Raw genomic sequence first — 20,859 nt, 5'->3', positions numbered from 1 at the left:
ACATGAAAGAGAAAATTTTACTTTTACTATGTATTAGTTGTTCTGTCGTGTTTGCGCAACAACAAAAGTTTACGGTTAATTGGGAGTCTTCTCAAAAGATTTCCGATGGTACTTATACTTTAGAAATTCCGTCGTTTAACAAAGAGCATTTCAGTTTTAGTTTTGATGATGGTTTGCAGTTTGTTGCACAATGGGCTATTTCAAATGCCGTAAACGAATCTTCAGTTGCAGTAAGTAATGTTTCGTACGCATCTATTTCTAAGAATGAATTAAAGGATTTGGATGTTAATACCATTCCAAGTCAATTAACATTCAGTTTAAAAAACGCTTCAGCAAGAGATGAACAATTTGCTGTTTTTCAATTATCGCCTATTGTTAAGGAACCAAATGGTTCTTTTAAAAAAGTAACCTCTTTTCAAATTAATTATTTAACAGGTGGTAGTTCCAACAGAATTTCTTCATTAAATAAAATAAGTAACACAAATGCCGTTACAAACTCTGTGTTGAGTACAGGGGAGTGGTTTCGGTTTTATGTAGATACAACGGGTGTTTTCAAGTTGTCGAAAAGTTTTTTACAGCGTTTGGGTGTGAAAGTGAATGATGTAGACCCCAGAACCATTAAGGTATATGGTAATGGAGGAAGCATGATACCTTATTCCAATGCCATTGCCTATCCTTTTGATGTTCAAGAAAATGCTATCAAATTTATTGGTGAAGCAGATGGTGTTTTTAACAATGAGGATTATATTTTATTTTACGCTCAAGGACCTAAGGGTTACAATGCTGAAAGTATTACCAATATTAATTGTTATACTGATAAAACTTATTATTACATAAATGTTAGTTCTGGTGCAGGAAAGCGCATTCAACCATTTGTACAGCCCATTGGCAATGTCGATTTAGTAATTAATACGTTTGAAGATTACAAGTTTCATGAAGTCGATCAATACAACATCGCCTTTTTAGGAAGACGTTGGTTTGGAAACCGATTTGATGTTAGTACCAACAAAACATTTAATTTTGATTTTCCAGATTTAGTAACCACAATACCTGTTCGGTTAAAGGTTTATGTAGCAGCAGCTTCAACAACGCAAACTTCAATGAAACTTACGGTGAATGGTGCTGCGATATCTACACTCTCTATGGCGGGAGCTTCAAGCCCCAGTTTGGCAAGTGAATCTGTTTATAATAACACGGTTACTGTTACCACACCTAAAATAGCTGTAGGTTTAAATTACGACAAGCAAGGGAACCCAAGTGCTTTAGGGTATTTGGATTTTATTTCTATTGAGGCAACTCGGGCTCTAAATTTTAATAATAAGCAATTCCAATTTAAAAATAGTTCCGTGTCATCGGCATCCGGTATTGGTCAATATGTTATTACTAATGCATCACAGATTTCAGAGGTTTGGGATGTAACCGATATTTATAATGTATCGAATACTTTAAATACAAACGCTTCTTCAAGTTTAAGTTTTACTGCAGCAATGGGGGTTTTAAAAACCTATGTAGCCGTAACGTCCCAAGATTATTTCGAACCTAAATTCGATTCAAAAACAACATTAAGCAATCAGAATATAAAGGGTACGGTGTTTTTAAATAATCAAGGTGAATTTCAAGATGTTGATTATATTATTGTAGCACCCGATAATATGCTTACACAAGCAGAACGATTGGCGCAGATAAATAGAAACCAATACAGCTTGAATGTGAAAGTTTACGGTTTAGACGAAATTTATAATGAATTCAGTACGGGCAATCAAGATATAGGGGCCATAAGAAATTTGGTGAAATATGTATATGATAATGCAAGTTCACCAGAGAAAAGAATAAAATACCTGTGCTTATTTGGCGATGGTTCATTCGATTATAAAAATAGAGTGCCTAATAACACCAATATAGTGCCTTCATGGCATTCTTTTAGTAGCTTTAATTTAACAAGTTCATTTGTTTCTGACGATTTTTATGGTATGATGGATGCCAACGAGGGTACCATGGCATCAAGCGATAGATTGGATGTGGCTGTGGGTAGGGTTTTAGCTGATACACCACAACGTGCCAAAGAATTGGTGGATAAAGTAGAATCGTATTATGCAAAAGCATCCTTTGGAAGTTGGCGCAATAATTTTGTAGTTGTTTCTGATGATGTTGATAAAGACTGGGAAGGAACATTGCAAGAAACTACCGATAATGTGGGTAATTTGGTTACCGAGAACAAACCTTTTATGAATGTGGTAAAAATCCATTCAGATGCTTACAAACAAGAAACTTCAGCGGGTGGGAATAGATATCCGCAGGTGACTACCGAGTTTGTAAATGCTATCGATAATGGTGCGTTGGTAGTGAATTATTTTGGTCATGGTGGTGAAGATGGGTTGGCCCAAGAGCGTATTTTATTAAAGCCAGATATAGAAGGGTTCCGTAATTATAATAAGTTTAACTGCTTTGTAACCGTAACATGCGAGTTTACAAAATTTGATAATCCATATAGAGAGACTGCGGGTGAATTTACCTATTGGAGTAAACAAGCAGGTGCCATTGGATTAATTACTACTACGAGACAAATATTTGTGAATTTTGCTATTTCGTTTAATAATCTATTAGGGCAGTATCTGTTTTCATATAGTGATGATGATGACTATGAAGATTATGAGTACCCCTCAATGGCAGAAGCACTAAGGTTAACAAAAAATAACCCTTCATTAGCTAGTCAAAGTCAAAACCGACTCATCTTTTTCATAGGAGACCCTGCCATGAAATTGGCATTTCCGAAACCAAATATTCAACTTACAAAAATTAACGACGTTCCTATTACACAATCAACCGATACTTTAAAAGCCTTAAGCTATGTAAAATTGGCTGGAGAAGTAACCGATATTTCAGGAAATTTGCTCACGAATTATAATGGTAAGCTTTCAGTAACTATTTATGATAAAGATATTGATAGACAAACATTAGCCAACGATGGAACTACTTCAAATGGCCAATTGGTGAAGCTTGATTTTAAAACCCTTGGTGAAATTATTTTTAGAGGGCAAGCATCGGTTAAAAATGGTCTGTTTGAATTCGATTTTGTAGTGCCAAAAGATATTAGTATTCCCGTTGGCTTTGGAAAAGTAAGTTTTTATTCAGAAAATGAAGCTTTGTTGGACGATCAAGCAGGAGCAAGCGTAAACACTGTTAAAATAGGTGGGTTAAATAATAATGCCGAAGAGGATAATATAGGGCCCGTTATTACGCTTTATATGAATGATGAGAACTTCGTGTCTGGTGGTATTACCAATGAATCGCCTACTTTATTGGCAAAATTGGAAGATGCAAATGGTATCAATACTGCAAGTGGCGTGGGGCACGATATCGTAGCTATTTTAGATGGAGATGAAACGAATCCTTATATATTAAACGATTATTACCAAACCGAAGTGGATAATTACCAAAAAGGTGTGGTAAGTTTCCCGTTTAGAGATTTAGAACCCGGTTTGCATACCTTAACCATTAAAGCTTGGGACGTGTATAATAATTCCTCAATAGCTGAAATTCAATTTATTGTGTACGATAAAGATGAGGTTTTGCAAATAAACAACGTCCTAAATTACCCAAATCCGTTCGTAAATTATACCGAATTTTGGTTTAACCACAATAGTTCGGCACCTTTAAACGTTTCTATACAGATATTCACTGTTTCGGGTAAACTGGTTAGAACCTTAAACGGGCAAACATCTGGAGGCGCTATAACCAATAGTTCGTTGTCCAGGGATATTGTTTGGGATGGTCGAGACGACTTTGGAGATAGAATAGGTAAAGGGGTTTATATTTATAAACTAACCGTACAATCTGACTTTCTGAATAAAAAAGTGGAAAAAATAGAGAAACTTGTAATACTCTAATAAAAATTTATATTTGTCAAATAAAAATTAATTCATGAAGAACCAATTATTACTATTAATAGCATTTGTATTTGTATCAAAATTAAGTGCGCAAGAAGTTATTCCTTTGCCAGGTCAAGAAAGAAGAGTTATAACCACTGGGATTCCTTTTGTGCTAATTGCGCCAGATGCCCGTGCAGCCTCTTTGGGAGATATGGGTGTAGCAACCTCTGTTGATGCGTTTTCACAACAATGGAATCCATCAAAATATGCATTTTCAGAAACTCAATCGGGAGTTGCTGTAAGTTATACGCCTTATTTAAGTAGATTGGTTAATGATATATTTTTAGGAAACGTAACTTACTTTAATCGTTTAGATGAAAGAAGTGCGTTTGCAGCAAGTTTCAAGTATTTTTCTTTAGGTGATATTGAATTTGTTAATGATGAATTTTCAGAAGCTTTAATACAACGGCCAAACGAACTTACTATTGATGCATCTTATGCCTTACGATTAAGCGACCAGTTCGCTATGTCTGTTGCCATGCGTTATTTGCGTTCAGATTTAAGGTTAGACGATGGTAGTGGAGATACTTCGGCGGCAAATACCTTTGGCGTTGATATTTCAGGATATTATCAAAGTGAAGAAGAAGCTTATTCCGATTTTAACGGACGTTGGAGAATGGGGTTTGCACTTCAAAATATTGGGCCTAAATTCAAATATGATGAAGGTGGTGAAGATAACTTTCAGCCTACCAATTTGCGTTTAGGGGCTGGTTTCGATTTTATTTTCGACCAATACAATAAAGTGGCGGTAACAGCTGAGGTTACTAAATTATTGGTGCCAACGCCTCCAATTTATGGTTTTGTTGATTCGGATGATGATGGTGTTTATGATGAAGGTACTGAAGAAGTGGTTATCTATAAAGGTAAAGATCCAGACGTGGGCTTCTTGTCGGGCATGTTCCAATCATTTGGTGATGCACCCGATGGTTTTAGTGAAGAATTAAAAGAATTCACGTGGTCTTTAGGGGCAGAATATGTGTATCAAGACTCTTTTGCCTTTAGAGCAGGTTATTTTAATGAAAGTGAAGAAAAAGGTGCTAGAAAATTTTTAGCCTTAGGAGCTGGTTTTAAGGCTAATGTGGTAAATATCGATTTATCTTATTTATTTTCAGCATCAAAAGTGCAAAGTCCATTAGAAAATACCTTACGTTTCTCGTTAACCTTCAATATTGGTGCAGGAACATACCGTGAGTATTAATAAAAGCTTGTTGTTTCACACCGAAAGTGAAATCAAAGAACACAAAAAAAACTATTGCAAACCGCAATAGTTTTTTTGTCTAAAATAGTTTTATAACTTTATTGAAAAGAAAGTATATGAAGGAAGTAAAAATTGAATCTACATTATATGTCTATGAAAACATAGAAGAACTTCCTGTTGAAGCGGCTCATTTAATGCAAAAAGCTTTTCAAGCTAGAGATAGAGCTTATGCGCCGTACTCCCATTTCAATGTAGGCGCTGCCATACTTTTAGATAATGGCGAAATAATCACAGGCAATAATCAGGAAAATGCTTCTTATCCATCTGGTTTGTGCGCAGAACGTACCGCTATTTATTACGCAGGTTCCCAATACCCCAATGCCAAAGTGGTTCGAATGGCAATTTCAGCAACTTCAAAAAATAAACCAACATCAAATCCTATTCCACCTTGTGGTGCTTGTAGGCAAGCTATTGCAGAATATGAAGTGAAGCAAGATTCGCCCATCGAAATTTATTTTATGGGTGAAATAGGTAAAATTGCAAAATCTGGTTCCTTAGCAAACTTGTTGCCCTTAGTTTTTGATAAATCTGTATTGTAATATTTTGCGATTTTCATAGTTTTTCGAATTATTTAAACGTTTGAAATCTTTAAAACATCAATATTTATTATCAAAAATTGATAAATAAACAATTAAGTACGTAATGTGCTGTTTTTTTTTATATTTTTTAGACTTTAAGCGAATTGCATTTTTGCAATAAGCCACAATGTATTACTTTTGTATTTCATGTGTTAATAAATTTTGTTATTTCAATGAACACATGGTACATACAAATAATCATATCTTGGGTAACAAGATTTTTTTATGGATGTTTCACGTAATTAAAATTTAATAGGAATCGATGCAAAAAATCACAAAAGAGGTATACCTCAAATGGTACGAAGACATGTTATTCTGGAGAAAGTTTGAAGATAAACTAGCTGCGGTATACATTCAACAAAAAGTAAGAGGATTTCTTCATTTATACAATGGTCAAGAAGCTGTTTTAGCAGGTGCTTTACATGCTATGGATTTGACTAAAGATAAAATGATTACTGCTTATAGAAATCACGTACAACCAATTGGAATGGGAGAAGATCCTAGACGTGTTATGGCAGAATTATATGGAAAAGTAACAGGTACTTCCAAAGGTATGGGTGGTTCTATGCATATTTTTTCTAAAGAATTCCGTTTTTACGGTGGTCATGGTATTGTTGGTGGTCAAATTCCTTTGGGTGCTGGTATTGCCTTTGGTGATAAATATCACGGTGTTGATGGGGTAACTTTATGTTGCTTTGGTGATGGTGCTGCAAGACAAGGGTCGCTTCACGAAACATTCAATTTAGCGATGCTTTGGAATCTTCCAGTAGTATTTGTTTGTGAAAACAACGGATATGCCATGGGAACATCAGTAGAGCGTACTGCAAACCATACCGAAATTTGGAAATTAGGTTTAGGTTATAATATGCCATGTGGTCCTGTTGATGGTATGAACCCTATCAAAGTAGCAGAAGCGTTTGATGAAGCCATTCAGCGTGCGCGTCGTGGTGATGGACCAACATTCTTAGAATTGAAAACATACCGTTATAGAGGTCATTCTATGAGTGATGCTCAACATTATAGAACAAAAGACGAAGTTGAAGAATACAAAAAAATTGACCCAATTACTCAGGTTAAAGACATTATTCTAGAAAAGAAATACGCATCTGAAGATGACATTAAAGTTATTGATAAACGTGTGAAAGATTTAGTGGCTGAATGTGAAAAATTTGCTGAGGAATCTCCGTATCCAGAACCACAACAACTTTATGATATGGTTTACGAACAAGAAGATTATCCATTTATTAAACACAAAATATAAGTTATGGCAGAAATTATTAATATGCCGCGTTTAAGCGATACGATGGAAGAAGGAACGGTCGCTACCTGGTTAAAAAAAGTTGGTGATAAAATTAGTGAAGGTGATATTTTAGCTGAAATTGAAACAGATAAGGCAACCATGGAATTTGAATCGTTTCATGAGGGTACATTGCTTCATATTGGAGTTCAAGAAGGAGAAACCACTAAGGTTGATGAGCTTTTAGCCATCATTGGTGAAGAAGGTGAAGATATTTCAGGTTTATTAAATGGTGGAGGAAACGCACCTAAAGAAGCTACTGCCTCTAAGCCAAAAGAAGAAGCATCTGATAAAAAAGAAACTGCAGAAGCGTCTCCTGCAAAAGAAGAAACTCCAGCTAAAACTGAATTGCCAGAAGGTGTTATTGTTGTAACAATGCCACGTTTAAGTGATACAATGGAAGAAGGTACAGTGGCTACATGGCTTAAAAAAGTAGGCGACAAAGTGTCTGAAGGTGATATTCTTGCTGAAATTGAAACCGATAAAGCGACTATGGAATTTGAATCGTTCCAAGCTGGTACTTTATTACATATTGGATTGCAAGAAGGGGAATCTGCCAAGGTTGATTCTTTATTGGCTATTATAGGGCCTGCAGGAACCGATGTTTCTGGTGTTGCCGCTAATTTCTCAGCATCAGCTGCTCCTGCTAAAAAAGAAGAAGCTCCAAAACAGGAAGCTCCTAAAGCATCAGCTAAAGTTGAAACAAAGGCAGAAGCGCCTAAGGCAGAAGCAAAAGCGGCTAAACCTGTTGCTAAAACTTCTACTAACGGACGTTTATTTGCTTCTCCATTAGCGAAAAAAATAGCAGAAGAAAAAGGTATTAACTTATCGCAAGTACAAGGTTCGGGTGAAAACGGGCGTATTGTAAAAACAGATATTGAGAATTTTGTTCCTGCAGCAGCAGGTGCATCAGTTGGTAAGTTTGTGCCCGCAGGTCAAGAAGATTTTGAAGATGTTACTAACTCGCAAATGCGTAAAGCTATTGCAAAAGCATTAACAAATTCTAAATTTACAGCGCCCCATTATTATTTAAGTGTTGAGTTTGATATGGAAAATGCAATTGCATTCCGTACACAATTCAATAGCATACCAGACACTAAAATATCTTATAACGATATTGTAGTTAAGGCTTGTGCTTTAGCTTTAAAACAACATCCTCAAGTAAATTCACAATGGTTCGCAGATAAAATGCGTTTAAATAACCACGTACATATTGGGGTTGCGGTTGCGGTTCCAGACGGATTGGTTGTGCCAGTAGTTAAGTTTGCAAACGAGCAAAGTTTACCTCAAATAGGTGCTGCCGTTAGAGAGCTTGCTGGTAAAGCTAAAAACAAAAAGTTGACCCCAGCAGAAATGGAAGGTAGTACGTTTACGGTTTCAAACTTGGGTATGTTTGGTATCGATACGTTTACGTCTATTATCAACCAACCAAATTCAGCAATTCTTTCTGTTGGAAATATTGTTGAAAAACCAGTGGTTAAAAACGGACAAATAGTAGTTGGAAACACTATGAAATTGTCTTTAGCATGCGACCACAGAACGGTTGATGGTGCTACTGGGGCTCAATTCCTTCAAACTTTGAAAGGATATATTGAAAACCCTGTTACTATGTTAGTTTAATTGTCATTCTGAACTCGTTTCAGGATCTCATCATAAAAACTAAAAACCTGTTTCATTTGTTTGAAGCAGGTTTTTTTTATCTTCACATAATTTTCTAACACTTAACTTATGAAATTATTTAATAAAAATATAACGCTTATTCTATTGTTGTTGATTGGTGTTTCTTGCAGTAAAGAAGAAAACACATCACGAAAAGGGATACTTATTTTTGGTTGGTTTGCTGACTCTAGTTGTGGTGGAGACTGTGCTGATATTTATATGATCGAGAATGGGAAGATATATAAGGACATAGACCATAATTTTCCTGAAACTAATTTTTTTGAGGGTAATTTTCAAGAGCTTACTAATGCAAATTATCAAGATTATAAAGTGTTGATGGATAAATTACCTAAAGAAATATTTGACGAACCAGATGGATATTTAGATTGCTCTGAATGTACCAATGATTGGGGAGGTTTTTATCTGGAATTTAAAGGAGATGATGGTTTTCATAAAACATGGCGCATTCGTAATGCATTGTATCCAGATTATATAAAAAACTATAGAAGTCTTTTGTTGGATAAATTAGCAGAATTAAATAGTTTGTAAAAGCAGCTAAATATTTAAATAAACCTGTTTCATACTTTATGCGACAGGTTTTTTTTATATTTAATTTTTTAAAAATAAATTATGAAAAAAATAGCATACTTATTTATGTTGGCTGGAATTTTTAGCTGTGGAACTAGTAAACAGCTTCATGTAAATTCGGTTAAAACACCCATTGAAGAAAAGATAACAGAAGACGTTTCAACTAAAAATCATATAGATTTAGCCGAAATAAAATCAAGTCTGGAATATATAGCTTCCGATGAACTTGAGGGCAGAAACACGGGAAGCAAAGGCATTGAAAAAGCGGCTATTTACATTGAAAACTTCTTTAAAAACAATCACATAAAGCCCTATTTTGAGACCTATAGAGATACATTTAACGTTAAAAACATTATTGGTTATAACGTTGTGGGCTACTTGGAGGGCAATGACCCGAACTTAAAAAATGAGTTCGTTATCCTCGGTGCGCATTATGATCATATCGGAACGGCAAAAGCAGTTAATGGCGATACTATTGCAAATGGGGCCAACGATGATGCATCAGGTACTGTGGCGGTTATGGAATGGGCAAAATATTTTTCAAAATCAAAAAGCAATAAAAGAAGTGTTTTGTTCACCTTGTACGCTGCGGAAGAAATGGGTTTGAAAGGTTCAGGGCATTTAGCCGAAAAACTGAAAGTTGCCAATTTAAATTTGTACACCATGATTAATTTTGAAATGATAGGCGTACCAAGAAACCCAAATGAAATTATGGCGTATTTAACGGGTTTTGAAAATTCAAATATGGCTGAAACATTGAATAAGTATGCTGGGTCTGAACTTATCGGATTTTTTCCGAAAGCAAAAGAGTTCAAATTATTTACACGTTCTGATAATTATCCGTTTTACAAAGCGTTCAAGGTGCCTGCTCATGCCATTTCTACTTTCGATTTTACTAATTTTGATTATTACCATCATGTGGATGATGAAGCAGATAAAATGGATTTTGAACACATGACCGATTTCATAAATAAAATGATTCCATCTTTAGAAGGTATGATAAATGCCCCAACCAAAGAAATTAAAATGACCAATGAGTAAAAATATTATTATTACAGGAACAAGCAGAGGCATAGGCTATGAGTTGGTGCAAATTTTTGCAAAAGCAGGTTATCAAGTATTAGCGCTTTCGCGGAATGAAAAACCAGTGCAAGATTTGAAATTGAGAAATGTTACGGCATTTTCTTTGGATTTAAATGATGCCGAGGCTTATAAAAAAGTAGAAGATTTTATTGATAGCGATTGGGAACAAGTAGATGTTTTAATCAATAATGCAGGTATGTTGATAAACAAACCGTTTTCTGAAATTTCTATGAAAGAATTCGAATCCGTCTATAAAACAAACGTGTTTGGGGTAGCCGAATTAACCCGAATTGTGTTGCCTTTTATGAAAAAGGGAAGCCATGTGGTAACCATTAGTTCTATGGGTGGCGTACAGGGGAGCATGAAATTTCCTGGGTTGGCAGCCTATAGCTCTAGTAAAGCGGCAGTAATTACCTTAACTGAATTGTTAGCCGAAGAATACAAAGCTTCAGGTATTTCTTTTAATGTATTGGCATTGGGTGCTGTGCAAACCGAAATGCTAGAAGAAGCTTTTCCAGGTTATATCGCATCAACTTCCGCATTGGAAATGGCGCAGTATATTTTTGATTTTTCGCTAAACGGAAATAAATACTATAATGGTAAACTGTTACAGGTATCCAACTCAACCCCTTAAACAAATACTATTTATCTAAAGGAAAAGAGAAACCAAATGAAAGCGCTCCACTAAACTGTTCTACAGACGGGTGTTCATAATAGGTAACTGCTATTTCTACGTCATGGTTTTTGCCTAGAGCCAATCCTAAAGTATACGGTACATGTAGAAGTAAACCACTATCTTTTTTGTAAACTGTAGGTGTGAATGTTTCAAAAGAACCTGCTGAAACTCCAACGCCCAATTCAATATAAGGAGCAATCCAAGGAATAGGGGCGCATATACGTGCTTTTCCTCCTAATAAAAAAGCTTTAGAAGTTACTCTGTATTCAGACAAATTGGCATCAGTACTACTCTCACTGGGGTTTGTTAATATTAATCCGGCATAAGGTCTAACACCTAAACATTTTTTAAAAGCAAATACATATTCTGCTTGTGCATAAAAACCAGTACCCAATATATTATATGCTTCGTATGGTGCGCTCATGCCCAAGCCTATAGAAGCTTGAATAAACTCACCTTTTTTAGGTTGAGCATTTGAAATATTTGAAAACAATAAAACTGTAATTATTGTAAAATAATGGCTGTAAATTTTAGAAGGCATATCGCTTATTTTAATGATTGCAATATTATTCTTTTTTCATTAAAATATTGCGATAATTTTTATTTTGTAAATAATTTCTTTTAATTAAGGGTATATATAAATACTTCAATATTTTTGACTAATAAAAGTCCTGATTTATGAGCAAATACAAATGCATAATTTTTGATTGCGACGGTGTTTTGGTAGATAGTGAACCCATAAGCATTCAAGTATTAGTAGATATGGCAAATGATTTTGGTGCTAATATAGATTTGGCTTACGGAATGAAACATTTTAAAGGTAGTTTTTTTGATGCATGTAAAGCTCATATAGCACAATTAACCAACAGGGCTTTACCAGATTCTTTTGAAGGCGATTACAGAAAACAAAGTTTTGAAGCTTTTAAAAAAGGTATGAAGCCAGTTGAGGGTATTAAAAATGTATTAAATAATTTAAATCTCCCTTTTTGCGTAGCTTCAAGCGGACCGGAAGATAAAATAAAATTGAATTTAGAATTAAGTGGTTTGTTGCACTATTTCGAAAATAAGATTTTTAGTTGCTATGCTATCCAAAAATGGAAACCAGATCCTGCTGTGTTTTTATGGGCTGCAGAAACTATGGGTTTTAAACCCAGCGAATGTTTGGTGGTAGAAGATAGTATATCGGGTGTGAAAGCTGCAATAAACGGTGGTTTTGAAGTGTTTGGTTTTACTGCACACGATTATAATAATGAGCTTAAAGCATTTGCAACAAAAACGTTCGATTCTATGGACCAACTTAAAGCTATTATTTAATGAATTATTTATGTTGCAAAGAGTTGATTTTAAAGTTTATTAGCGTTCAGTCTGGGTTTTATGTGTTGAGTCTAATGGTAGTTGCAAATAATTAGTAATTTTTAAAGAGTAAAAATGGATTCAAAAAAAAATATGATAATAAGTATTATAATTCCATGCTATAACGAAGAAGGTAATATAACTGAGTTATATGAAAAGATTAAATATGTTTTAGACGAGAAAAAAATTGAATTTATTTTTATTGATGATAATAGTAACGACAATACGCTTTCAATTATTGAAAAAATATCAGATAGAGACAAAACAGTTAAATATGTTTCTTTCTCTAGGAATTTTGGCCATCAAAGCGCATTAAGAGCAGGTTTAGAAAAAGCATCAGGTAATTGTGTTATATCTATGGATGCTGATTTGCAACATCCACCTGAAGTTTTAAAGTCTTTATTGGGCAAATGGGAAGAAGGCTACGATATCGTTTATACAATTAGAAGAGATAATGCTATAAATCCTTTTAAACGTATGTCTTCGGCATTTTTTTACAAACTATCAAATTATCTTTCAGATGTGAAATTAGAAAATGGTTCTGCTGATTTTAGACTTTTAGATAGAAAAATAGTAGACATACTTGTTAATGATATATCTGAATATCATTTGTTTTATAGAGGTTTGGTTAGTTGGTTGGGTTTTAGGTAAATAGCAATTGAGTATGATTCTGATAAACGATTTACAGGAAAGACTAAATATTCATTTCGTAAAATGTTAAGTTTTGCAGCAACTGGTATTACCTCATTCTCTGTAAAACCATTAAGGTATGCGGTTTTATTGGGTGCTTTTATTTCTTTTATCACGGTTATTTATTCCATTTATATCTTATACGTATCAATTTTTACAGATAAGACCATTGAAGGTTGGACTTCTGTGATTTTAAGTGTGCTTTTTATTGGTGGTGTAAATATGATTTTACTCGGAATTATTGGAGAATACATTGGTAAAATTTTTATGCAGAGCAAAAACAGACCTTATTATTTGGTAAAAAAGACAAACATTGAATAATATTAATTTTTAGAAAATTTTGTTTTAAATAATTCTTCAATATTTATTGTCTTGTCTGAGCTTTTATTTTTTAGGTCTTCAATTGTAGAAACAGTAATATTACTAACAGGAAATATTTCTTCCTTAGTCCTAATTTTTTTCTGCTCCCATTTTATTTGAGAAAACAAATGATTTGGTGCCCAAACCTTTGCCGATGATAGATGGCCAAATTCATCTGAAAAACCATTTTTTAAATTTTGATGTTTTTGTAAATGATCGTATTTCGGTATAATGATAGTTAGCTTATCGGTACTCTCTATATCAAAGTCCTCAAATGCTTTTTTTAATATAGTATACTCTTCATGTTGTAATCCTGCAACATATTTTCTTTGGTTAAAAAAAGATAATACTAGTAATGAAATAGTTAAAAACATGAATCCAAATTTTAGATTCACATGTTTTATAGCTAAATACCTTAAAAAATAGAACTGATAAAAAAGCACAACTATTGCTGTAGTGGAAATGGCTCTTAATGAAAAATAGTTTTGGCCGGACAATAGGTATGGCGCATAGCAAAAGAGTAAGATTAAAACTAAACTAGCTAAATAAAGTAAACCTATTTTTTGTTTCATTTTAAGAATAAAAAACCCACAGAATGAAATTACACCAACTATTAATGATAGTTTAGGAAATATTAAAAAACCGCTACTCTTCACTAAAATTCTAAGTTCTATGATGAAAAACTTGATGATTTTTTTAGTAAAAACTAATAGGTTAGGAGATGTTCTGTTAGCCGCTTCAAGTCCTGAAACAACTATAGTAAATTTAAATAATAGATAATAAAACAGGTAGCAAAAAAAAGTAAAGACAATAAATTTTTTAATAATCTTTAAATCAAATTCGTTGGTTTTAATGGTCTTTATTAAAAATGGTAAAATAAAAGTTGTAGCAGTAGACTGGTATAAAAACATAGATGTAAGTATAATTAAAAAACTTACCACAACATTTACACATAAAACTTTTTGTTTAGCAAAACCTTTTAGTAAAAGTTCTCCAGCATAAAAATTGGTTATAAGCAACAAAGGTATTTGTGAAGTTGTACTCCATGCAAAATATACCGTAAACGTTGGTAATGCTAAAACTAGAAGTGCAAAAATTCCAGATTCGTATGTTTTAAATCCTACTTTAATCAGAAATCTAAATAATTGTGTTGAAAATATAATACAGCATAAAGTAGCAAAAACACGAGGCCATTTTAATTCGGTGATAGTTTCAAAAAAATAACCATATAAATACTCACACCAAAGCCCATATAAAGGCCTGCCGTTTTCAATAAACAAAGAATGAAAATTATCGATTCTATCAGCTGTGTATATTAATTCGTAAGCATCTAAAAATGCATAATCTTTAAATATGTCGAGGTTTAGTCCAAAGCAGATTAATAATGCGGTACAAAAGTATATTAAGCCTTTTTTGGAATTTGTAAGCGTTAAATTCATTTAATCAAATCAATTGATTTAAGATATGCTTTGGCTCTTTGAATATTAGGGTTTTTGCTTTCATAAAATCTATAAAAACCAATGTTCTTATTTATACCGAAAACTTTGCAAATATTGCGGTCATAAAAATAATTTAATATTTCATCTATATCATTAGCATTGTTTACATGTTCATGTCTCATAAGGTTTCCATAATCTAAACCATACTTTAATTTAAATTCAATATTTGTAGTTAGTTTCCAGCCTAAAGTCCATAAAAAAGTGCCTTCATTAGGGATGCTGGTACGTAACGTTCCGTTAGGCTCCATTAATAGACATGATTTGGCAACCACTTTGGGTAAATCAAGAATATGCTCAAATGTTGCTACAGATGTAATGCGATCGTATTTTCTTTCTAAATCTATATCATCAATATCTTCATATATAGTATTAATATCTTTTAATAATGGAGAATCTTTATAGAGTTCTTCAAACGGTTCAATAATATCGTAATGATTAGATTTTTCGTATTTAAGTTGGTTTAATGTTCCAGCACCAATCTCTAAAGTTTTTTTAGTATGCACTTTGTCAACATCTTCGCTAACTTTTTTATGAAGCCATTGTTCCATTTTTTTTGCTACCCCTGATGCTGTGGTGCTTCCATTTCTATTAGATTTGTAGTGCTTGAGATAGATGTTTTCAATTTCTTTGGAAAGTGGTGGTCGTTTTTTTGGATAATCTTCAAACATCATAAAATTTTAAAAAAGTTCAATCTAATTTTGTCTGTAAATATAACAATTCTTAAGCTAGAAGTTTTATATTATTTTTATGGAAATGAGTTTCAATTTAGGCATCTTCTTTAAAGATTCCAATATCTAAAAATAAACAAGCAATTAAAGAACCAATACTATAAAAGTGTATGGGTTTAGCTTCCGCCATTAATTTAATAACAGTAATAAAATTTGAAATTGATTTTGTCATATTATTTAAGAAAGCTTCAAATTGCTTTTTAAGATTTGAAGAGGGTAAATTTATTGTTTTTCATATAAAATCAATTGTTTTATATTTAAAGAATTCCTGTATTTTTGTAGTAATGCAAAACAAGCTTCAAGATTATATTTTACCCAAAGCAATACCTCAAGTTTTAAAACTTTTAGAGCACGACCATTTGGTTGTAAAAATTAAAAACGAACGGAAAACACGCCATGGCGATTATATGCGTTTGCCTAATGGTAAGCATCAAATTACTATCAATTCAAACTTAAACGAATATCGTTTTTTAATCACTTTAATCCATGAAATAGCGCATTTTGAAGCTTATAAAACCTATGGGCGTTTCATAAAACCACATGGTATAGAATGGAAAGAAACATTTCAGCACTTGATGTTGCCTTTTTTGAATCCAGAAATTTTTCCGATGGAATTGTTGCCGCTTTTAGCTAAACATTTTAAAAACCCGAAAGCATCCAGCGATAGTGATGTTATTTTAGCGTTAGCATTGAAGCAGTTTGACCAACCTAATGATAAAACCTTTATTTTTGAAGTACCTTTAGGGCAAACCTTTAAAATATATAACGGTAAGATATTTAAAAAAGGTGCACAGCGTACCAAACGGTTTGAATGTGTTGAGGTTAAAACTGGTAGAACCTACCTTTTTAACCCCAATGCAGAGGTTGATTTATTATAAGTATCAGCCACAGTAAACTTGAAGTAAAACAATATTTTATATTATTGAAAATAAAAAAAATAGAAAAATGAATAAAAATTATTACGCCATATTAATGGCAGGAGGAGTAGGCTCAAGGTTTTGGCCAGTAAGTACTGAAGCATTTCCAAAACAATTTCACGATATGTTAGGAACTGGTGATACACTAATTCAAAAAACGTTTCAAAGGTTATCAAGGTTAATTCCTAAAGAAAATATATTCATTTTAACTAACGAACGTTATAATGATTTGGTATTGGAACAACTTCCAGAAGTAAAACAGCGCCAAGTGGTTTTAGAACCTGCAATGCGAAATACAGCGCCTTGTATTTTATATGCATCGTTAAAAATCCAAAAAGAAAACCCTAATGCGGTTATGATTGTAGCTCCAAGCGACCATTGGATTGAAGACGAAACTACTTTTTCAAAAAATGTACAACAAGCATTCGATTTTTGTGAAGGCAATGATGCTGTGATGACGCTTGGTATTCAGCCAACCTTTCCAAATACAGGGTATGGGTATATAGAATTTGATAAAACAACTTCAGAAGTTATAAAACCAGTAAATCAATTTAGAGAAAAGCCAGATTATGAAACTGCTAAACAATTTATAGCTCAAGGTAATTTTTTATGGAATGCCGGAATTTTTATGTGGAGTGTAAAAACGGTTATTGAAGCTTTTAAAACCAATCAACCTACATTATATGCATTATTTGAATCGGGTATTACATCATATAATACCAATTTAGAAAGTGATTTTATAAAGGAAAATTATCCGAAAGCAGAAAATGTTTCGGTAGATTATGCTATTATGGAAACTTCTAAAAATGTATTTGTTATTGCTGCAGAATTCGATTGGAACGATTTAGGAACTTGGGGTAGTTTATACGACAAGCTAGATAAAGATGAGGTAGGTAATGCTGTGGTTCATGCTAAAACTTTGGCTGAAGATGCTTCTGGTAACATGATTAGAACCAAAAAAGATAAAATTGTAGTGGTTGATGGCTTACAAGATTATATTATTGTTGATAAAGAAGAAGTATTACTAATTTATCCTAAAACGAAAGAGCAAGATATTAAAAAAGTGCTTCAAAAGGTGAAGGATAAATTTGGGAATCATCTGGGGTGATTTAGTGTTTAGTTTGCAATACTTAATTGAAAAGAGTGAATTTGTGCATATCCACGGCTAATTTTAAATAATAATGGAAAAAAAGAGTTCTGATTTTTCTGAAGAAGAAATCAAATCTAATAGTGGGGAAGTTGATGGAAAAAAAGAATCGGTACAGTTAAATGCCATAGGTTTGTTGGCAAGTATCAAACTTTTTTTAAAAAATCTATTAGACTTTCGTGATGATACTGATAGGGATGCTACCATACAGGCAATAAAAGGGGATATTCCATTTAAAGGTGCTACCGCTTGGATTTTGGTCTGTTCAATTTTTGTAGCATCCGTAGGTTTAAACGCAAACTCTACCGCTGTGGTTATAGGTGCCATGTTAATTTCTCCATTAATGGGGCCAATTTTAGGTATTGGCTTATCGGTATCCATAAATGATATTGATACCTTAAAAAAATCATTGATCAATTTTGGGGTCATGATTTTTTTAAGTGTCTTAACGGCATTTTTGTTTTTTTGGTTATTTCCTTTAAGTGAAGAGTCTTCAGAGTTGTTGGCAAGAACAAAGCCAGATATTCGCGATGTACTTATTGCATTTTTTGGTGGATTGGCTTTAATAATTGCACGAACTAAAAGAGGAACCATTGCTTCAGTAATTTTTGGGGTAGCCATTGCAACCGCTTTAATGCCTCCATTATGTACTGTTGGTTATGGACTTGCGGTTGCTTTGGAATATGATTTTTCAAAAGGTATGAGGTATGCTTTAGGTGCCATGTATTTGTTTACAATTAATACCATATTTATTGCACTTGCTACATTTTTGGTGGTTAAAGTTTTAAACTTTCCCATGCTTAAATATGCTAATTCTGCTAAAAGAAGGCGTATTAGTAGAATAGCCACTTTTCTGGCCATTATAGTGATGATTCCTGCCTTTTGGACGTTTGTGAAAGTGTTAAGTGAAAGTAGATTTGAAAAAGATGCCAGAAATTTTATAAATAGAGAATTGAGTGCCTTACCTCACGCCGATTATATTATTAAAAATTCATCTTATAAATATTCAGATGATGAAAAAGTGATGTCTTCTATTCAATTGAACACATTTGGATTGGATGAAATACCAGAAAGCACAGCAGCATTACTTAAAGACAGAATGAAGAATTATGATGCATTAAAAAATGCTGAACTAATATTAAACCAAAACAGAAGTAAAAACCTGGATAACCTTAAATACATGGAGCAAATTAGGTATCGAGATTCTCTAGATATATTATCACAATCGCAAAAAATTGTATTTCTGGAGGATAAATTGAAAAGCTTATCTAAACTTGAGAAACAGCAAATACCCTTTGATGAGTTAACAAAAGAGGTGAAAATTAATTATGAAGATGTATCCAGATTGTCATATTCAACGGTTATAACTTCTAATTTTTCAAAAATTGACACCCTGTCTGTTTTTACTATAAAATGGAATAAAAACACCATTGATGAAGCCAATGTTTCAAAACAACAAAGGAAATTAGAGCGCTGGCTTAAACAACGATTTGATTTGGATAGTCTAATTATAAGAAGAGAAAGGTAGAAAAGTTGTTACTGCCTTTCTTCAATATACATCTGGCGTACTTTTTTCATTAATTCAGAAGAATAAACAAAATCTGTTACCACGTCGTTGTCTGTTTTAAAAATGGTTTTATTAGAGCCTTCCCAAGCTTTTAACCCGTTTTTAAGGAATACAATTTTTTCACCTATTTGCATTACCGAGTTCATATCGTGCGAATTTATTACGGTAGTAATATTATATTCTTCGGTAATCTCTTTAATAAGGTCATCAATTACAATAGAGGTTTTGGGGTCTAAACCAGAGTTTGGCTCATCACAAAATAAATACTTTGGGTTGTTTACAATAGCTCTAGCAATGGCAACGCGTTTTTGCATACCACCCGAAGCTTCGCTTGGTTTCTTTTTATGGGCGTCTTGTAAGTTTACACGGTTCAAAACAAAATCTACACGGTCTTGCATTTCGCTTTTGCTTTGTTTTGTGAACATTCGCAACGGGAACATTACATTTTCGGCAATCGTCATCGAATCAAATAAAGCGCTTCCTTGGAATACCATGCCAATTTCACCCCGTACATTTCGTTTTTCGTCTTCTGTTAATTTTGAAAAAATCTTGCCATCGTAAGCAATAGTCCCTTCTTCATAATCGAACAATCCTAAAAGGCATTTTAAAAATACGGTTTTGCCTGAACCACTTTGCCCAATAATCAAATTGGTTTTTCCTTTTTCAAACGTAGTACTAATGCCTTTTAAAACTTCAACACCATTGAACGACTTATGTAAATCTTTAACCTCTATCATTAACTTAAAAGCATTTGGGTTAGGAAATAATTTAAAAGAATTATTACAACGCTGGTCCAAACAAACGATGTGGTACTAGCTTTACCAACTTCTAAAGCGCCACCTTTCATATAGTAGCCATGAAACGCGGGAATGGTTGCTAGCACAAAAGCAAACACAAAGGTTTTTATAAAGGCATAAGTAATATGGAATGGAATAAAATCGGTTTGAATGCCATAAATATAGTCTTCAAGCGAACTAAAACCACCATAAACACAAGCTGCCATACCACCAAGAATACCTAAAAACATACCAATAGAAATAGCAAACGGATACAGCATTAAAGCAACGGTTTTAGGAAACACTAAATAGTTTAATGAGTTAATGCCCATAACTTCCAGTGCGTCAATTTGCTCCGTTACACGCATCGTACCTATGCTGGATGTAATAAATGACCCTACTTTTCCAGCCATAATTATGGATGTAAAAGTAGGTGCAAATTCTAAAATTACCGATTGTCTGGTCGCAAATCCCACTAAATATTTAGGAATTAACGGGTTGTCTATATTTAAAGCCGTTTGAATAGTGATAACACCACCAACAAAAAACGATATAAAAGCAATGATACCTAATGAGCCAATAATCAAATCATCAACATCTTTCAATATTAAGTTTTTCATCACAGACCATTTGGTTGGTTTGCGAAACATTTCAGCAATCATTAAAAAATAAGCACCAATATTATGTAGATAGGTCATAATCAATTTTAATAGTGCTAAAGTAAAAAAAGTTACTGGGATTTAACTTTAATTTT

20 protein-coding genes are annotated in these 20,859 nt (G+C 33.3%); 14 read left to right on the top strand and 6 right to left on the bottom strand.

What is annotated here, in order from left to right; all coding sequences use genetic code 11:
• Positions 1-2 precede the first annotated feature (2 nt).
• The 8 genes from porU (at position 3) to J8H85_RS06530 (ending at position 11,026) form a co-directional block, all read left to right on the top strand.
• Positions 3-3,887 (top strand): type IX secretion system sortase PorU, encoded by a 3,885-nt coding sequence (porU, locus tag J8H85_RS06565; protein ID WP_209653787.1) that lies wholly within the window; start codon positions 3-5, stop codon positions 3,885-3,887.
• A gap of 34 nt (positions 3,888-3,921) precedes the next feature.
• Positions 3,922-5,127: a type IX secretion system outer membrane channel protein PorV gene (porV, locus tag J8H85_RS06560; protein WP_209653786.1), complete on the top strand. Its 1,206-nt coding sequence runs from the start codon at positions 3,922-3,924 to the stop codon at positions 5,125-5,127.
• A 116-nt stretch (positions 5,128-5,243) separates the two neighbouring features.
• Positions 5,244-5,726, top strand: a complete 483-nt coding sequence (cdd, locus tag J8H85_RS06555) for a cytidine deaminase (protein ID WP_209653785.1) — start codon at positions 5,244-5,246, stop codon at positions 5,724-5,726.
• Between the two features lie 301 nt (positions 5,727-6,027).
• Positions 6,028-7,026: a pyruvate dehydrogenase (acetyl-transferring) E1 component subunit alpha gene (pdhA, locus tag J8H85_RS06550; protein ID WP_209653784.1), complete on the top strand. Its 999-nt coding sequence runs from the start codon at positions 6,028-6,030 to the stop codon at positions 7,024-7,026.
• Positions 7,027-7,029: 3 nt separating this feature from the next.
• Complete coding sequence (locus tag J8H85_RS06545) at positions 7,030-8,682, top strand: pyruvate dehydrogenase complex dihydrolipoamide acetyltransferase (protein WP_209653783.1); 1,653 nt, start codon at positions 7,030-7,032, stop codon at positions 8,680-8,682.
• Positions 8,683-8,790: 108 nt separating this feature from the next.
• Complete coding sequence (locus tag J8H85_RS06540) at positions 8,791-9,270, top strand: hypothetical protein (RefSeq protein ID WP_209653781.1); 480 nt, start codon at positions 8,791-8,793, stop codon at positions 9,268-9,270.
• An 81-nt stretch (positions 9,271-9,351) separates the two neighbouring features.
• Complete coding sequence (locus J8H85_RS06535) at positions 9,352-10,350, top strand: M28 family metallopeptidase (RefSeq protein WP_209653780.1); 999 nt, start codon at positions 9,352-9,354, stop codon at positions 10,348-10,350.
• Entirely contained in the window at positions 10,343-11,026 is a 684-nt protein-coding gene (locus J8H85_RS06530; protein ID WP_209653778.1) for an SDR family NAD(P)-dependent oxidoreductase, read from the top strand. Before J8H85_RS06535 ends, J8H85_RS06530 begins: the two co-directional genes overlap by 8 nt.
• Positions 11,027-11,033: 7 nt before the next feature.
• Here J8H85_RS06530 and J8H85_RS06525 read toward each other — a convergent pair whose 3' ends face one another.
• Positions 11,034-11,609, bottom strand: coding sequence for a hypothetical protein (locus J8H85_RS06525; protein ID WP_209653776.1), 576 nt, complete (start codon positions 11,607-11,609; stop codon positions 11,034-11,036).
• Between the two features lie 137 nt (positions 11,610-11,746).
• Between J8H85_RS06525 and J8H85_RS06520 the strand changes: the two genes are divergently transcribed.
• The 3 genes from J8H85_RS06520 (at position 11,747) to J8H85_RS18905 (ending at position 13,432) form a co-directional block, all read left to right on the top strand.
• Positions 11,747-12,382, top strand: coding sequence for an HAD family hydrolase (locus J8H85_RS06520; RefSeq protein ID WP_209653774.1), 636 nt, complete (start codon positions 11,747-11,749; stop codon positions 12,380-12,382).
• A gap of 132 nt (positions 12,383-12,514) precedes the next feature.
• Complete coding sequence (locus tag J8H85_RS18910; protein ID WP_245243744.1) at positions 12,515-13,072, top strand: glycosyltransferase family 2 protein; 558 nt, start codon at positions 12,515-12,517, stop codon at positions 13,070-13,072.
• A gap of 63 nt (positions 13,073-13,135) precedes the next feature.
• Positions 13,136-13,432, top strand: a complete 297-nt coding sequence (locus J8H85_RS18905; RefSeq protein WP_245243743.1) for a hypothetical protein — start codon at positions 13,136-13,138, stop codon at positions 13,430-13,432.
• Between the two features lie 2 nt (positions 13,433-13,434).
• Here the strand turns inward: J8H85_RS18905 and J8H85_RS06510 are convergent, their stop codons facing one another.
• The 3 genes from J8H85_RS06510 to J8H85_RS19030 form a co-directional block, all read right to left on the bottom strand.
• Complete coding sequence (locus tag J8H85_RS06510) at positions 13,435-14,490, bottom strand: hypothetical protein (protein ID WP_209653772.1); 1,056 nt, start codon at positions 14,488-14,490, stop codon at positions 13,435-13,437.
• Between the two features lie 416 nt (positions 14,491-14,906).
• Entirely contained in the window at positions 14,907-15,641 is a 735-nt protein-coding gene (locus tag J8H85_RS06505) for a methyltransferase domain-containing protein (protein WP_209653770.1), read from the bottom strand.
• A 94-nt stretch (positions 15,642-15,735) separates the two neighbouring features.
• Positions 15,736-15,870, bottom strand: coding sequence for a hypothetical protein (locus J8H85_RS19030; RefSeq protein ID WP_262897535.1), 135 nt, complete (start codon positions 15,868-15,870; stop codon positions 15,736-15,738).
• Between the two features lie 112 nt (positions 15,871-15,982).
• On the opposite strand from J8H85_RS19030, the gene J8H85_RS06500 reads away from it, so the two are divergent.
• From J8H85_RS06500 to J8H85_RS06490, 3 genes are all read left to right on the top strand, one after another.
• Positions 15,983-16,576 carry a SprT-like domain-containing protein gene (locus tag J8H85_RS06500; protein WP_209653768.1) on the top strand — a complete coding sequence of 198 codons (594 nt, stop codon included), beginning with the start codon at positions 15,983-15,985 and terminating at the stop codon, positions 16,574-16,576.
• A 67-nt stretch (positions 16,577-16,643) separates the two neighbouring features.
• Positions 16,644-17,723 (top strand): mannose-1-phosphate guanylyltransferase, encoded by a 1,080-nt coding sequence (locus J8H85_RS06495; protein ID WP_209653766.1) that lies wholly within the window; start codon positions 16,644-16,646, stop codon positions 17,721-17,723.
• A 73-nt stretch (positions 17,724-17,796) separates the two neighbouring features.
• The gene (locus J8H85_RS06490) at positions 17,797-19,290 is read left to right on the top strand and encodes a DUF389 domain-containing protein (RefSeq protein WP_209653764.1); all 1,494 of its coding nucleotides are present in this window, start codon (positions 17,797-17,799) and stop codon (positions 19,288-19,290) included.
• An 8-nt stretch (positions 19,291-19,298) separates the two neighbouring features.
• On the opposite strand, the gene J8H85_RS06485 is transcribed toward J8H85_RS06490, so the two are convergent.
• Both J8H85_RS06485 and J8H85_RS06480 read right to left on the bottom strand, forming a co-directional pair.
• Entirely contained in the window at positions 19,299-20,066 is a 768-nt protein-coding gene (locus tag J8H85_RS06485; RefSeq protein ID WP_209653762.1) for an ABC transporter ATP-binding protein, read from the bottom strand.
• On the bottom strand, positions 20,066-20,803 hold the full coding sequence (locus J8H85_RS06480; protein ID WP_209653761.1) for an MlaE family ABC transporter permease: 738 nt from the start codon (positions 20,801-20,803) through the stop codon (positions 20,066-20,068). The genes J8H85_RS06485 and J8H85_RS06480 overlap by 1 nt, the downstream gene beginning before the upstream one ends.
• Positions 20,804-20,859: the final 56 nt, after the last annotated feature.

The sequence above is a fragment of the Mariniflexile gromovii genome, assembly GCF_017814435.1.
Taxonomy (GTDB): Bacteria; Bacteroidota; Bacteroidia; order Flavobacteriales; family Flavobacteriaceae; genus Mariniflexile; species Mariniflexile gromovii.
This window is presented reverse-complemented; position numbering and strand designations above follow the sequence as displayed.